The organism is Sphingobium mellinum, assembly GCF_037860795.1.
Taxonomy (GTDB): Bacteria; Pseudomonadota; Alphaproteobacteria; order Sphingomonadales; family Sphingomonadaceae; genus Sphingobium; species Sphingobium mellinum.
The window spans coordinates 29,388-41,705 of record NZ_JBANRK010000019.1 but is presented as its reverse complement, the minus strand read 5'-3'; the positions used below and the strand labels follow the sequence as shown (position 1 = coordinate 41,705).

Below are 12,318 nucleotides of genomic sequence, written 5' to 3'. Positions count from 1 at the left end.
GATGTCGTGGATAGGCCAGAAGAAATTTAGCAGAAAGGAAACAATAGCGGGTCTGTAGCGGCGAGCGGTGTCACGCTACTGCGAGATCTGTTCGCAGCAATGTCGAGAAGGCGCTTGCAGTCATCTTCGAGCCGTCCGGCGTGAGCAGGCCCAAGGCGTCGATCTTCTTGCCGAACGATCATTCCCCAAGAGATCATAGTTTTGAATCCATAGCTGGTCGCCTGATCAACGGTAGTCCGCTTCCCATGCTGCTCGAACATCCGGCGGTGCACCTCGCCTGCGGTACAGCTTCCCTGGAGGCGGAACAATCGGCCGACGTTCTCGACGACTTGACGAAAATAGGGATAGGCAGAGATCGCTACGGCTTCGAATGCTGCCGTTCGAGCGGTGCCGCCTGCTGCAGCGCCGCGAGCAGCTTGAGTGATCAAGTCGGACGAGCCGTCAGCGGCGGGAAACCACATCCTATTCAGGATGCCGATGGTCTTCTTCCGAACCTCCGCGCCGGGGATGTCGTTGGCTAGCCGTGCGTGCAGGCCATCGACGAGCATCTCACCGCGGACGACGCCTGCGGCCAGCTCCATCCAGTCGGCATCGACGTAGCGATCCATGCCGATACGGGGATGAGCGATGGTCACGAGTTTTCTTTCTTTGAAATTCTGACGAACGGGACGATCACCTCCTCGATCGACGTCCCGCCGTGAACGACAGCGTGCTTTCCTGCCGTTATGAAGCCCTTGCCCACCGGCGCGAACAGCGGTTTGTACGTCTCCGGCACCCCACCTGGCTGAAGTAACCTTGAACCTGGGATAGATGCTGCGGCCTTCAGCCGGAGACCATCGCTATCGTAGATGCGTGCGCGTTCGCCCCGTTCCTCGGCGAGCACGCCCTCCGATGGCCGCCCCATGCCGACGACATCGACGTTGCCGTGGTCGGCGGTTACGTAAATACGATAGTCGCCATCGATGAGCGAGGAGATGAGGCCGGTCCATTCGCCGAAGTCGAGCCAATGCTCGATGCGGCTGGTGAGGCTCTGCTTTCCAAAAAGCTCGCCATGCATCATCTCGTCGACCGTATCGACGACAACGCCGATGACCTCGACGCCTTCCGCGATTGGTACTGACAGCGCCGCGGCGCAGGAGCCGCGATCCCCAAGGCCCTTGGCGTAGAAGATCTGTTTCTCGGATAGGCCCTCGTTTAGCCAGAAACGCTTCCACAGGGTCGGCTCGGCGGAAGTGCTGCTAAGCGTCTTCTGGAAGGACCGGGGCTGGTCTCCGGCGAAGATCGCCTGCCTCGACACGCCGGTGACCGTCGGCAGCCAGGCGAAGGTGGAGCGTGTGTCGATCAGAAGATCCGGTCGATCCGCCCGAAGCCGCCGCTCGAGGATGTGCCACTGGTCCAGAGCGAGCCCGTCGACGACGATCAGTGCCTGTCGTCGCTCTCCGAGTTGCCGGCGATGGGCCATGTGCGGCGCGACCTGGTGAACGATCGGCGGCTGGGCGGCGAAGCTGTTCGAGCTGAGACCGTCGAAGCCGGATTGGAGAAAATCAAAAAACGCCTCGTCGATGATGGGAGCGATGGCGGACATCGCCTCACCGCCAGCGCCGTCAGTGCCGATGGAGGAGCGCCACCCGTCGACGACCTCGGCATGACGTTCGGCGAACCGCAGCCAGCTGGCGTATCCCGAACCGGCGATTGGAATGTCGTCACGCAGGCGCTCGACGCGCAGCGCGGCCAGTTCGCGTGCGGCGTCATCATCGCGAACCATGCCGATCTGCATCCACGCCGGGATCAAGGTGGGCACGCTCTCGACCTTCGTCGGGGTGATGGTGCCGTCCAACACCATACTGTCAAGATTGATCCGAATCCCGGGCAGCGCGAAGGGAATGACGTCTTCATGAGGGGACGATCCGTTGGCGACGCCGATGGCGAACTTGTCCCAGTCACGTTGGACGCGATCGATGAAGCTGGCGCGATCGGAGAGGATTGATGCTACCTCGTGGACAGACAGGCCTTCCGGGCGACACGCGCGGGACGCGACATGCTCGGCGATCAGGGCGGGTAGCGGTGCTCCGCGGAAGAACAGATCGAATGCCTGTTCCCATATGTCCGTGGGCCTGCGCAGTAGATCTGGCACGACTCGGTAGATGTTGGCCGCTATGAAATCCTTCGTGGCGCCGGGCCCCATCCGAGGCAGGCCCGATCGCGATGACACCACTTGCCACAGGTCGTCGTAGCGGTCGGTGCCGATCGACCTGACCGTCGTCGAGTCCATGTCCGAGAAGATCTCTGGAACCGATATCGCCCACTTCCTGGCGCGCTGAAGGACGTCCCACGGAACGGTCTGCGTTGCGTCGCCGCCCACGCGCACGATGAAGCGCGTGTTTGCGTCCGCGTCCCGGATCGACGTCTCGTAGAATAGACGGAAGGCGAGGGGATCGCGATAAGTGATGATCTCGAAGCCACGTTCCGTCAGGATGTCCACGACCGAAGGCGCGAGGAGGATCTCGTCCGGATCGCTAACGACCCAGAGCGTCGCGAACTCGCGTTGGAAGGGCGCGGCGACATGGTCCGACCAGGCACTCACGGCGCGGAAACCTCGACGATGGTGATTGGCTCGAGGCTCGGCATCACGTTCACGGCCGCGTCGAGCTCCCGCAATCTCGACTGGTGTTCGTCCTCCAGCCGCCGCAACCGCGACCGACGCACGTTTTCAAGTCCGATCCTGCCGACTGCTCGCCGACGTGCGTCGAAGGCGGCCTCGACCCGCTGTCGCTCAAGCGCGAGGTTCTGGAGATGCCGACCCTTCAGCTCGAGGTAGATCGGTTCGGCCTGCGCCTCGGCGAGCTTTTCGAATTCGGGAGGGGGCGGTGCACCAATGTCGTTGCTTACCTGAAGGTCGTCACCGAGAAGCATGTCCCAAAGCCGGCGGGCGGTGGGAGCGAACGATCGACCATTCTGCACGAAGAGGGGCATGAAGCGGCGCTCGTCACCGCGGACGGTGCTAATGCTGATGCGCCAGAGCGACCAGATCCCCTCGACGCCCGCGGGAAGCTGCGGGACCGTCACTCTAGTGACAGGACGCCCAGGGGATTCCGTCGGGAGATCATCGATCACCGACCGGACCAATGCGTTGTCAAGCGTGAGCCAAGCCGCGTCCGGTGCATCCTCGATCCCGGCGACGTCGAAGCAGGCGCGGTCTGTCTTGGTGCCGTTTGGCCATTGGAGTTCCCACGCGTCGCCGTCGGCGCGTGTCGCAGTGCCGCCCATCTCGGGGAGACCGCTGGTCACGGCCTTCTCAACCCAATAGTGGATCGGGTGCCGGCGCCACCGCTGTGCACCGCCGGGATCAAGCGGGCTGCCCGATGCCAGCAGATCCTGGCGCTCGCGGTCCGCCGCGATGCGCGCACGAAGCTGCTCAAGTGTGGCATCGGCGCGCTGGGAGAGGGCGTCAGGATCGAGCAGGCTGTCGATGTAAAGACCGTCGAACATTGCCTCGGCCTCGACGGAATCCATGACGTCAGATGCCTTGTTTACGCCAAACTCCTCCGCGATCGCCTCCAGTTTCGCCTCGAGAACGTCGCGGACACGGTGCTCGACCGTGTCTCCCAGGACGAAGTTGGTCGCACGCACGATGTGCTTTTGCCCGATGCGGTCAACGCGACCGATGCGCTGTTCGATGCGCATCGGATTCCACGGCATGTCGTAGTTAAACATGACATGGGCGAATTGAAGGTTGAGACCCTCGCCGCCCGCATCCGTGGAGATCAAGACTCGCGCAGATGCTGCAAAAGCCTTCTGTGCGGCGACGCGCTCCTCGACCGCCATCTGGCCATTTAGGGTCGCGACCTCGAAACCGCGGTCCCGAAGCTGCGAGGCAAGCATCCCCTGCGTGGGAATGAACTCCGTGAAGATGAGCACCTTTAGGTCAGGGTCATCCTCCTCCTGCTGGATACGGTATATGTGATCCAGTAACGCCTCAACCTTGGCGTCGGTAGTGCCGAGGGCCTGCTCCGCGAGGCGAAGCAGCGTCCCAACTTCCGCTTTTTCAGAACGCCAGCCCGGCCAGTCCACCAACTCATCGACCTGTGACTGCCCGTCCAGATCGGCCAGATCGCCGACGTCCAGATCAGGCACGAGTGAAAGCTGCGCTGGCGTAGAGATAACCCTTGGAATACAGGTCATAGGGCTGGTCGAACGCGGCGCTGACCTCATACCATCCTGCCAAACGATATTTTTCCGCCAGCGCCTCCAGCTTGGCTTCTGCCAAATCCTGCACGATTTCCGGCTGATCGGCGTACCCATCGTCACCCTGCGAGAACAGGTCCGGCGTGATCGTCCCGCCCTGTGCAAGATAGGCATCGCGTCCGATGAACAGGAACGCCCCGCTCTGCGTTGTCACCTTCTCCTGCGTCAGCATCCGCCGAATGCTATGGGCTTGGCCGTTCGATGCCTTGAACACGCGAAGCTGCTCGGCATGGTCGTCGGATAGGGTCAGAGCCTTGGCCGCCTCGATGGTGAGTTCGTCCTTGGCGAGGATGTCGATCAGCTTGGGATTGAGCGCGGACAGGCGCAGCATCCGATAGACATAGCTGGTCGCATAACCAAAGCGTGCTGCGATATCGGAAACGTCCATGCCGGTATCGCGCAGCGCGGCGAAGGCGCGAATGCAATCAGCAGGGTGCATATCCTCACGGGCGACATTTTCGGCAAGGGAAAGCTCGATGGCTTCCTCCTTGGTCCGCACCTCGATGGGGAACACATCGCTGTTCTTGATTTTCTTGCGCTTCACCAATTCCTTGAGGCCGCGATAGCGACGCCCACCGGCAAAGACCCAAAAAAGGTCATCTTCCTCGTAGGCGACGAGGTTCTGTAGCAGGCCGTGCGCGGCAATGTCGTCTGCCATCGCCTCGATCGCGGAAGGCTTCACGCGGCGCGTGTTGAGGGGAGAAATGCGAAGCTGCGACAGCTTAACGGTAATGATAGCCATGATGTGATCTCCTGAAATTCTGTGTCTTTGAAGGGGGAAGGGGAGGGTCAGCCCTCCAAGGCAGCCAGCTCATCAAACTCGGCTGATGCGCGCAGCGCGCTGTCACCGGCGTATGTCGCTCCGGTGCGCGGGTAGAAGAAAACCCGGTCGCCTTTGCTGTAGGCGGTGCCATCCGCGCTGATCCCGTCGCTCTTGGCGCGCTTCCAATAGGGATCGCCTCGATACCGTATGTAAGACATTGTTTTCACCTCCTTTCCGGCTGAAAGCCGCTTGCTCTGCGGCAATGCGGCTTCTGCCTCTCCGGCGAGGAGCGGGATGGGGAGGGAGGGCAAAAATCGACCGCTGGTGCGGGCGGGCCGCCTAGCCTGGTCGCCGCCCACAAGGCGGCGGGCCACCCAGGGTTGGCGGACTACACGGGCGGTCTATTTTTGTTCGGGAACGAAAGGGCAGCAGCCCTTGGTGTTCCCCGCACCAATGACCTTCCGGGGGAAGGGCTGCGGGGCCACGAGTTGCGCCGCGCGCGGCTATTTAGCGGCTGCGATCCTTGCCTAGGGCAGGGGGTTTGGGGCCGCCGGGAGACGGAATGGTCATTCCCTCGTCAAAAGGCTTGCCCGTGCGGATATTGGCAGCGACGGACGTGCGCGCTGCATCGCCCGCTGCTTCCACCAGGCGCGCACTATCACCCCGCGCAAGCGATGCCGCCTGCGCCCTGTCCACGATAGCCTGGGCGGGCGCGAGGCGGGGATCAGTCTTGTTCTGGTCGGGCGTGTTTTTCAGGAAAGCGTCGGCCAAGCGCTCATGCGCCGGAGACTGGCCCGGAGGCAGAATCGGACGCTCCAGCAACCGCACCGCCCGCTGAATAGCCGCGGGCTGCTGCGTATTGATACGGGCCGCCAAGGCCGCGCCGATTTCGCGCACGCGCTCCAAGGGCGTCTGTTCAGCGGAGATAACCGCCTCAACCTCACGCTGCCCCAGAAAGTTAAGCACATGCGATTGATAGACCGGCCCCTTGGCGTGCCGGACATAGGCAAGTTCCATACGCGCCGCGATGATCCGACTGTCCGGCGCACCATCGTTCACCAGCTTCTGCAGGCGCTCGGCTGCCTCGGTGCGCGCCGCCGGCAGATAGCGGTCAAGCTCCTCGCGAACCTTGCTCAGGCTCAGGCGATAGCGCTGCCCGGTCGGGGGATCACGCGCAGGTAGGAACGCCATGCCTCCAGGGCCAGTGCGAGCTTGAACGGATTCATGGTTGGTGTTCAATGTCGATCAAGCGGCAAGCTCGCCAGCGCCATATCTTCAATCGCGAGATTGGCGCGTGATTCAGCATCATCAGTGCGCCACTGATGAACTTCCTGTGGCGTGCCGTGAACGAAATCCATCGCCCTGACCTGCGCCCAAATGGCCTCGATGTCGGAATGAAGCATGGTCGATATCCTTACCGCTTCTTTATCCAAAATGGAGCGAAAAGACAATAAATCACTAAGGCGACGATCGGGCAGGCCGCCGCCCCGCATCGTGGGGCGGCGGCCTGTTTTTCAATACTCACTGGCCAGCATGATGGTCAGCACACGGGTCGTCTGAGCGCTGTCCCACGGCGCTTCGCTGCCAAATTCCAACTCCCTGTCATAACAGTCAATTTTCCAGAAAACCGTTTCCGCAATCAGCTTTTCATCCTGCGGACGATGCTGCACCCATTCGCCGGAAACAAGGCAATAGATTGCGCCGAAATCATGCTCGCCGTGCGGGTCGTTGCTCTCGTCAAACTGATCGAAAACCATGATCTGCCGCACCGCCCGATGGCGATCATGATCCTGAAGGGCGGCAACGCCGATGGTCATGTTGGCGCGGCACGCCACGCCGGGGTTTTGGCGCGCTGTATCGTTCAGCGAGCGAATGCGGTCGGTTTTCTCCGCGTCGGTCAATTCGATGGTCATAGTCTGGTCCTCCTTCGCAGGCCGAAAGGCCACGGCCTGGCGGTCCTGCCGTTCCGGCGAGGAACGGGATGGGGAGGGAGAGCGAGAATCTTCCGCTGGCGCGGGCGAGCTGCTTAGGTCGGCCGCCGCCATAGGCGGCGCAACACCGGCCTTGGCAGATTACACGGGCGGTCGATTGTCGTTCGGGAACGAAAGGGCAGCGCCCTTAGCGTTCCCCGCGCTGAACGCGCCCTACCAGAGAGCATCAGCGCCGCCGATGGCTCACGCGCTAGGCGCGATATCGCTCCCAAAGCTCGCCCATCTGGTCGCGATAGCCCCATGCGTCGGCATAGACCGTCGATTCCTGTGCCAGATAGGCCATGATCGTCAGCATATCTTCGGCAATGACCGCATCGACGTTGCAAAAGTGGAGGATCGGAAAATGGCCGCATTCGTCGCCGTTCCACCAAGCAAGCAGGAAATCCGCCACTTTGCCGGATGCGCCGGTTTCGGCCGCGCGAGTCGACGGAAGAGCTATGGCTAGCAGGCGACCGATCGCCGCGCCCATCTCGTCAGAACTGACAGCGCGGATAACAGGGCGCTTTTGGGGCAATTGGCTCATAGGTCTAACTCCTGCTGGCGATACTGCACTGGCTCGTCCCCCTCGGTCCCCTGCCAGGCAATGCGCCCATTTTCATAGATGGTGACAAATCCGCGCACTCGCGTCGGGCGGGCCTGTGCCTCCTTCGGCTCGAAGTTATAGCAACGCGACCGCTCGACAGTTGCAGAAAATGAAGTCGGTCCAGTGGGACGAAGCCGCACCCGATCACAGGCGCCACGCGGCTCGGCGATCCGTCGTTTGATCGCGCCATTCTGAAATGCACGATAATCGTCACGGTCTCGCTCAGGCGGCGGACGCCAGTGCCGGCATCTGCCGCAATTGGCGGCCGCCGCGAGCGTTGGATGGATCTGGTCCTCGTCATCGAGACGAGGACCATGATTATCGCCTATGCCGCGCACGACAGCGCCTCCGCGCCCATCATGCCCAGAAGCATATCCGCGGCGGCTTGAGCTTGGGTCGCGGCGGTGAAGATCGCGCGCTTGTCGTTGCGCAGCGCGGTTAACCACGAAGCTAGATAGGAGGCATGGTCTTCGCGATCATGCAGCTTTATGCCGATGGCGGCGCTGACGAATGCCGCGCCCAGCTCCGCAATCAATTCCTCGCGGGCGACATCCTCGCGCTTATCGGAGTAGAGCGTCGGGCGCGCCAAGCGGCTGCTATGTCCGACGCCGTGACAAAATTCGTGCGCCAGCGTGGAATAATAGTCGTCGCTCGTGAAGAAGTCCCGAAACTCGGGCATCACGACCTGATCGCTGCCGGGCATGTAGTAGGGCTGCGAACCCTCATGGCGCAGGGGTATGGTGATACGCTGGAATAGGGCGTCCAGTTCGCCGTCGCGATCGTCGGGATTGGTAGATTTCAGGATGGGGTCGGGCGTCGGATAGCGGGCCTCGATCCCGTCGATTTGCTCGGAATTGAAAACGACATAGCGTTTCAGGAAGGGGATACCGCGCCGGATCTCCTCGCCTGCGTCATTCTCCTCGGTCCGTTCGACCTTGTTGGCATAGACCACGACAGAGCCTTTCGCGCCCTTCCTGACGCAACCGCCCAAGGCGAGCGCCTGCTTGAAGGTGACCCAATGTGGCGACGCAAAGCCCTTCGTTATGGCTGAAACCCAAAGGGTCAGCACGTTGATGCCGCGATAGGGAACGCCGGTGTGACGAAGCGGGATGCTGGGGGAAGAACCTGCCCATGACTTCGACCATGGCCGTGTGCCTGCCTCGATCATCGCAATCATCTGATCGGTGATTTCCTGATAAACATCGGTGCGATTTTCGGTGATCCGTCCCATGATTTTGCTCCTTCCATCGGGCTGAAAGCCGCTGCCTGCGGCCTGCGGCTCTGCCCTTCCGGCGAGGAACGGGATGGGGAGGGAGGGCAAAAATCGACCGCTGGCGCGGGCGGGCCGCATAGCCTGGTCGCCGCCCACAGGGCGGCGGGCACCAGGGTTGGCGGACTACACGGGCGGTCTATTTTTGTTCGGGAACGAAAGGGCAGCCGCCCTTGGTGTTCCCCAAGATCAACGGCCTAAGATTTCAATAATCTATGCAAGATATGTTGCGCCCATGGTGCACAATCCAAACAACAACCATCGCCGATCGAAGGGATTTCGACGGCAGCAACAGAACAGAAAACGCGATAGTCGAAATTTCGCGGGTCAGGTCATCGGCCTGAGCCTGTTGGCGGGCGTTCTGACATGGCAAGCCGCCCCGCAGGTTCAAAGTCTCTGGGCGCGAGCGAACAAATCCCCTGAAGAAGTGGCTACGATTGAGCGTTCCGCCTACTATCGCAACTGTGACGACGCGCGAGCTGCCGGCGCCGCCCCGATCTATCGGGGACAGCCTGGCTATCGCGAAGAGATGGATGGCGATTTCGATGGAATCGCCTGCGAACCATATAGGGGGCGATGAACATGGCGACCCGGGCATTCCGAACGGATGCCAGCATTGTAGCCGAGCTAGCGACGCGCCAGCGCGTGGATCGGTGCGCGATATGAGCACCTTCCTAGAGACTCAGAAACTCGTTCCTTTGGCCGAAATCCGCCGAACAAGGGCGCTGCTCCCCAATGCGCGAGGCATTTATGGGCTGTTTTTCAAAGTAGCTCCTGGCACCGCGCCGATCGGGAACTGCTACGTCCGTGAGGGTCTGCATCTGCTCTATGTCGGCACAGCGGGCGCAGATCTCAGCAAGGATGGAACACTGCGAAAGCGACTTGGCAGCCAACATCTCGGCGGGAATGAGCGGCGCTCAACCGTTTGCCTGACGCTTGCAGCCTGCCTCCCTGACATCGCCGGCCCCGCTATCGCCAAAAATGAACGCGGACGGATCAAATTTCACACCTCGGAGCATGGCATAACCGGCCTGCGCTCATGGATGGATCACAATATGTCGGCCTGCTGGATCGAACATCAGAGCCCTGCCGAACTGGAGGAAACACTGGTTCAGCAATACCGTCCGCCGCTGAATATCGACTTTTCCACGCATCCCTTTGCTGTTCGCCTTCAGGCATTGCGGGATGAGCGGAGACGATCATGCGTAAACCACGAGTAGTCCATTCCCGTTAGTCGATCGTCACCCGAATGGGCGGAAACCCGCGGCGGGGTTCCGTGGAGCGCCCGGAACGGGGCGGAATAGAGCGCGGGCCGAAGGCAACGGCCAGTCAGGAGGGAAAGAGGATCGTGCTGTAGTCCTGGGCGCCGTGCAGAATGTGAATGATGACCACCTTTTCGGCCTCGACACGGTAGAAAATCAGATAATCGCCATGCCCGCGCCGCCGTACGCCGGATGTTTCAAAACGGGGGACCAGCGGAAATCGCTCCGGCATCTCCGCTAGGCCAAGGCATTTGGCTCGCAGTTCATGCAGGAAACTCAAGGCCCGCACCGGATTGTCCCGGGCGATATAGTCACCGATCGTCTCAAGATCATATTCGGCCTCGGCCGACAGATGGACGATCATTCGTCGCCGGAATCCATGGCGCGATATTTGGCCTCAAGGCGGTCGAACACCTCGCCCGCCGGCTTGGTGCGCCCCGCATCGGCATCGGCAAGTCCTCGCGCGATTGAGGAATCCAGCGCGACAAGACGCGCTTCGCGATCCTGTATCAACCGCACCCCCTCACGAAGAACCTCACTCTTGGAGTTGTAGCGCCCCGTCGCGACGAGGCCCGCAACGAAACTTTCAAGCTGCTGCCCGAGATCCGCGCTAATCATGGAGCGCCTCCTTTCGACCGAGGATATAGCAGCTTATCAACAGTTGATAAAGCCGGGGTCGTCACTTCCTGATTGAATTGGCCCCACAACCGTTGGGCAAGGTCGCCCGCTCGATCGCCAGTTGGCGCATCCCTTCATAGTCCTGCCCCCACAGACCAAGCCGTTGCTGGGCTGCCCGTTGCATCAGTTTCACATAGGCCCCGCCCGAATATCTCCGATAATCCACGGCATAGCCCTGGGCGACCATCGTCGCGGCCACGCTCGCACCATTTGCCTTGAACCGACATGACAGATTCAACCGGCCATAGCTCGTCGCCGGACTGCGGCACTGCCTCTCCCGCCTCAGCGCAAAATCGAACAGGCTCGTGGCGCATTCTACGCCGCCATCCCGCTCCGCCAATCCCTGCATCGTCAGCGTCGAAAGCTGCTTCAGCCGCAGCCGATCATCATCCGGCGCATCGATCCCGACAATCCGGACACGCGACCCCGACACGTCGAGCGTATCGCCGTCCACGACACCCGGCCGTGCATCATTGAGCCGCAACGACGTTATCTGCGCGACCTGCTCTTTCTGCTGCGCGAGCGCATAGACGGACACCGCCCCGAACATCACCGCGATCATGATTCGCTGGTGATTGGGCAGGCCAGGAAACAGCTTCATCGCGCGCGGATCTCACGCAAAAGATCATTCCAGTCGCCAGCATGGGGCGGCAGCTTCACGCTGAGCTGACGATCATTGGCCGTCAGGTGCGGCGCTGCGCGTTTGATTGCGCGCGCCGCCTCGGCCCCATGCTGGCTGTAGATGATGATCGTGTGGATGCTCTCGGGGATATTGAGAGTCTGGTATCGCTCGATCCCCAGCACCGGCCAGACAAAGGTTTCCGGCTCCAGCATGTTCATCACACTGACCGCTTCCTCGACCCCTTCGGCGAGACGCAGGACGCCATCGGCGGGGATACCGCCCCAGCGCACAGCCCCGCCACCGGGATTGCCCAGCATTCGCTTGGGCTTGATAATCTCGGCCTTATCGGCGCCATCGGCGCGCAGAAAGGTGCGATGGATGGCGACGACGCCGGCGTCTTCTTCGACGGGCACAATCAGCGCGGGTGCGAACGCCTTTTCCTCGCCGGCGCCGAACTGACAGCGCGCGTCAAAGCGGGCGTTGATCCCAACGGGGGTAATGGCGCGCGTGCGCAGATAGCGTTCGGCCAGGCTGCCGGCAAAGGGGTCGGCAAATCGCCATATCGACAAGGCGAGCTTGTTGAAGTCGCCCTTCCCTCCTTCATGGCGCTGCCCCGGATCATGATCGCGCGCGGCAGCGAAATTGCCCGTGCGTAGAGCATCAACGATCGCGTCGGACGTGCAACCCGCGAAGCAATGGAAAAGGACGGCGCGCTGCCCCACGCGCACCGAAAGGCTGGGATCGCCATCGGCATGGGCTGGGCACCGGCACATGGCATAATCACCATGCCATTTACCGCCAAGCTGTCGCACGATGCGATCGGCATCGCGGGCAACGGCATCGGGATCTCGTCCGCTCACTGGACCTCCTCTCTCTTGCCACTTACCCTATGGCTAATCGAAAC

Annotated in this window: 16 protein-coding genes; 2 read left to right on the top strand and 14 right to left on the bottom strand. The window is 61.6% G+C overall.

Annotated features, from left to right (window positions below):
• Positions 1-26 precede the first annotated feature (26 nt).
• The 10 genes from AAC640_RS15655 to AAC640_RS15610 form a co-directional block, all read right to left on the bottom strand.
• Positions 27-635, bottom strand: coding sequence for a hypothetical protein (locus AAC640_RS15655; protein ID WP_340267917.1), 609 nt, complete (start codon positions 633-635; stop codon positions 27-29).
• Complete coding sequence (gene pglZ / locus AAC640_RS15650) at positions 632-2,584, bottom strand: BREX-3 system phosphatase PglZ (RefSeq protein ID WP_340267915.1); 1,953 nt, start codon at positions 2,582-2,584, stop codon at positions 632-634. Before pglZ ends, AAC640_RS15655 begins: the two co-directional genes overlap by 4 nt.
• Positions 2,581-4,134 carry a helicase-related protein gene (locus AAC640_RS15645; protein WP_340267913.1) on the bottom strand — a complete coding sequence of 518 codons (1,554 nt, stop codon included), beginning with the start codon at positions 4,132-4,134 and terminating at the stop codon, positions 2,581-2,583. Before AAC640_RS15645 ends, pglZ begins: the two co-directional genes overlap by 4 nt.
• Positions 4,127-4,987 (bottom strand): ParB/RepB/Spo0J family partition protein, encoded by an 861-nt coding sequence (locus AAC640_RS15640; RefSeq protein ID WP_340267911.1) that lies wholly within the window; start codon positions 4,985-4,987, stop codon positions 4,127-4,129. The genes AAC640_RS15645 and AAC640_RS15640 overlap by 8 nt, the downstream gene beginning before the upstream one ends.
• A 47-nt stretch (positions 4,988-5,034) precedes the next feature.
• Positions 5,035-5,226: a hypothetical protein gene (locus tag AAC640_RS15635; protein ID WP_340267909.1), complete on the bottom strand. Its 192-nt coding sequence runs from the start codon at positions 5,224-5,226 to the stop codon at positions 5,035-5,037.
• Between the two features lie 289 nt (positions 5,227-5,515).
• Positions 5,516-6,199 (bottom strand): hypothetical protein, encoded by a 684-nt coding sequence (locus tag AAC640_RS15630; RefSeq protein ID WP_340267907.1) that lies wholly within the window; start codon positions 6,197-6,199, stop codon positions 5,516-5,518.
• Positions 6,200-6,243: 44 nt separating this feature from the next.
• Positions 6,244-6,501 carry a hypothetical protein gene (locus AAC640_RS15625; protein WP_340267905.1) on the bottom strand — a complete coding sequence of 86 codons (258 nt, stop codon included), beginning with the start codon at positions 6,499-6,501 and terminating at the stop codon, positions 6,244-6,246.
• A 21-nt stretch (positions 6,502-6,522) separates the two neighbouring features.
• On the bottom strand, positions 6,523-6,921 hold the full coding sequence (locus AAC640_RS15620) for a DUF3768 domain-containing protein (RefSeq protein WP_340267903.1): 399 nt from the start codon (positions 6,919-6,921) through the stop codon (positions 6,523-6,525).
• Positions 6,922-7,189: 268 nt separating this feature from the next.
• Positions 7,190-7,522 (bottom strand): DUF7673 family protein, encoded by a 333-nt coding sequence (locus tag AAC640_RS15615; RefSeq protein WP_340267901.1) that lies wholly within the window; start codon positions 7,520-7,522, stop codon positions 7,190-7,192.
• Positions 7,523-7,907: 385 nt separating this feature from the next.
• Positions 7,908-8,813, bottom strand: a complete 906-nt coding sequence (locus tag AAC640_RS15610) for an ArdC family protein (protein ID WP_340267899.1) — start codon at positions 8,811-8,813, stop codon at positions 7,908-7,910.
• Positions 8,814-9,087: 274 nt separating this feature from the next.
• Here AAC640_RS15610 and AAC640_RS15605 point away from each other — a divergent pair, with 274 nt between their 5' ends.
• Positions 9,088-9,432 (top strand): excalibur calcium-binding domain-containing protein, encoded by a 345-nt coding sequence (locus AAC640_RS15605; RefSeq protein ID WP_340267897.1) that lies wholly within the window; start codon positions 9,088-9,090, stop codon positions 9,430-9,432.
• Between the two features lie 82 nt (positions 9,433-9,514).
• Positions 9,515-10,072, top strand: a complete 558-nt coding sequence (locus AAC640_RS15600; RefSeq protein WP_340267895.1) for a GIY-YIG nuclease family protein — start codon at positions 9,515-9,517, stop codon at positions 10,070-10,072.
• Between the two features lie 109 nt (positions 10,073-10,181).
• Here the strand turns inward: AAC640_RS15600 and AAC640_RS15595 are convergent, their stop codons facing one another.
• The 4 genes from AAC640_RS15595 to AAC640_RS15580 all read right to left on the bottom strand — a co-directional run bounded on the left by AAC640_RS15595 (position 10,182) and on the right by AAC640_RS15580 (position 12,274).
• Positions 10,182-10,478, bottom strand: coding sequence for a type II toxin-antitoxin system RelE/ParE family toxin (locus AAC640_RS15595; protein WP_340267893.1), 297 nt, complete (start codon positions 10,476-10,478; stop codon positions 10,182-10,184).
• On the bottom strand, positions 10,475-10,732 hold the full coding sequence (locus AAC640_RS15590) for a type II toxin-antitoxin system ParD family antitoxin (RefSeq protein ID WP_184476865.1): 258 nt from the start codon (positions 10,730-10,732) through the stop codon (positions 10,475-10,477). Before AAC640_RS15590 ends, AAC640_RS15595 begins: the two co-directional genes overlap by 4 nt.
• A 61-nt stretch (positions 10,733-10,793) precedes the next feature.
• On the bottom strand, positions 10,794-11,393 hold the full coding sequence (locus AAC640_RS15585) for a thermonuclease family protein (RefSeq protein WP_340267889.1): 600 nt from the start codon (positions 11,391-11,393) through the stop codon (positions 10,794-10,796).
• Positions 11,390-12,274, bottom strand: coding sequence for a DUF7146 domain-containing protein (locus AAC640_RS15580; protein WP_340267887.1), 885 nt, complete (start codon positions 12,272-12,274; stop codon positions 11,390-11,392). The genes AAC640_RS15585 and AAC640_RS15580 overlap by 4 nt, the downstream gene beginning before the upstream one ends.
• Positions 12,275-12,318 lie beyond the last annotated feature (44 nt).

Coding starts and splice junctions, on each gene's coding strand:
- AAC640_RS15640 (WP_340267911.1), bottom strand. CDS start 4,987: ATGGCTATCATTACCGTTAAGCTGTCGCAGCTTCGCATTTCTCCCCTC.
- AAC640_RS15635 (WP_340267909.1), bottom strand. CDS start 5,226: ATGTCTTACATACGGTATCGAGGCGATCCCTATTGGAAGCGCGCCAAG.
- AAC640_RS15630 (WP_340267907.1), bottom strand. CDS start 6,199: ATGGCGTTCCTACCTGCGCGTGATCCCCCGACCGGGCAGCGCTATCGC.
- AAC640_RS15625 (WP_340267905.1), bottom strand. CDS start 6,501: ATGCGGGGCGGCGGCCTGCCCGATCGTCGCCTTAGTGATTTATTGTCT.
- AAC640_RS15620 (WP_340267903.1), bottom strand. CDS start 6,921: ATGACCATCGAATTGACCGACGCGGAGAAAACCGACCGCATTCGCTCG.
- AAC640_RS15615 (WP_340267901.1), bottom strand. CDS start 7,522: ATGAGCCAATTGCCCCAAAAGCGCCCTGTTATCCGCGCTGTCAGTTCT.
- AAC640_RS15610 (WP_340267899.1), bottom strand. CDS start 8,813: ATGGGACGGATCACCGAAAATCGCACCGATGTTTATCAGGAAATCACC.
- AAC640_RS15605 (WP_340267897.1), top strand. CDS start 9,088: ATGGTGCACAATCCAAACAACAACCATCGCCGATCGAAGGGATTTCGA.
- AAC640_RS15600 (WP_340267895.1), top strand. CDS start 9,515: ATGAGCACCTTCCTAGAGACTCAGAAACTCGTTCCTTTGGCCGAAATC.
- AAC640_RS15595 (WP_340267893.1), bottom strand. CDS start 10,478: ATGATCGTCCATCTGTCGGCCGAGGCCGAATATGATCTTGAGACGATC.
- AAC640_RS15590 (WP_184476865.1), bottom strand. CDS start 10,732: ATGATTAGCGCGGATCTCGGGCAGCAGCTTGAAAGTTTCGTTGCGGGC.
- AAC640_RS15585 (WP_340267889.1), bottom strand. CDS start 11,393: ATGAAGCTGTTTCCTGGCCTGCCCAATCACCAGCGAATCATGATCGCG.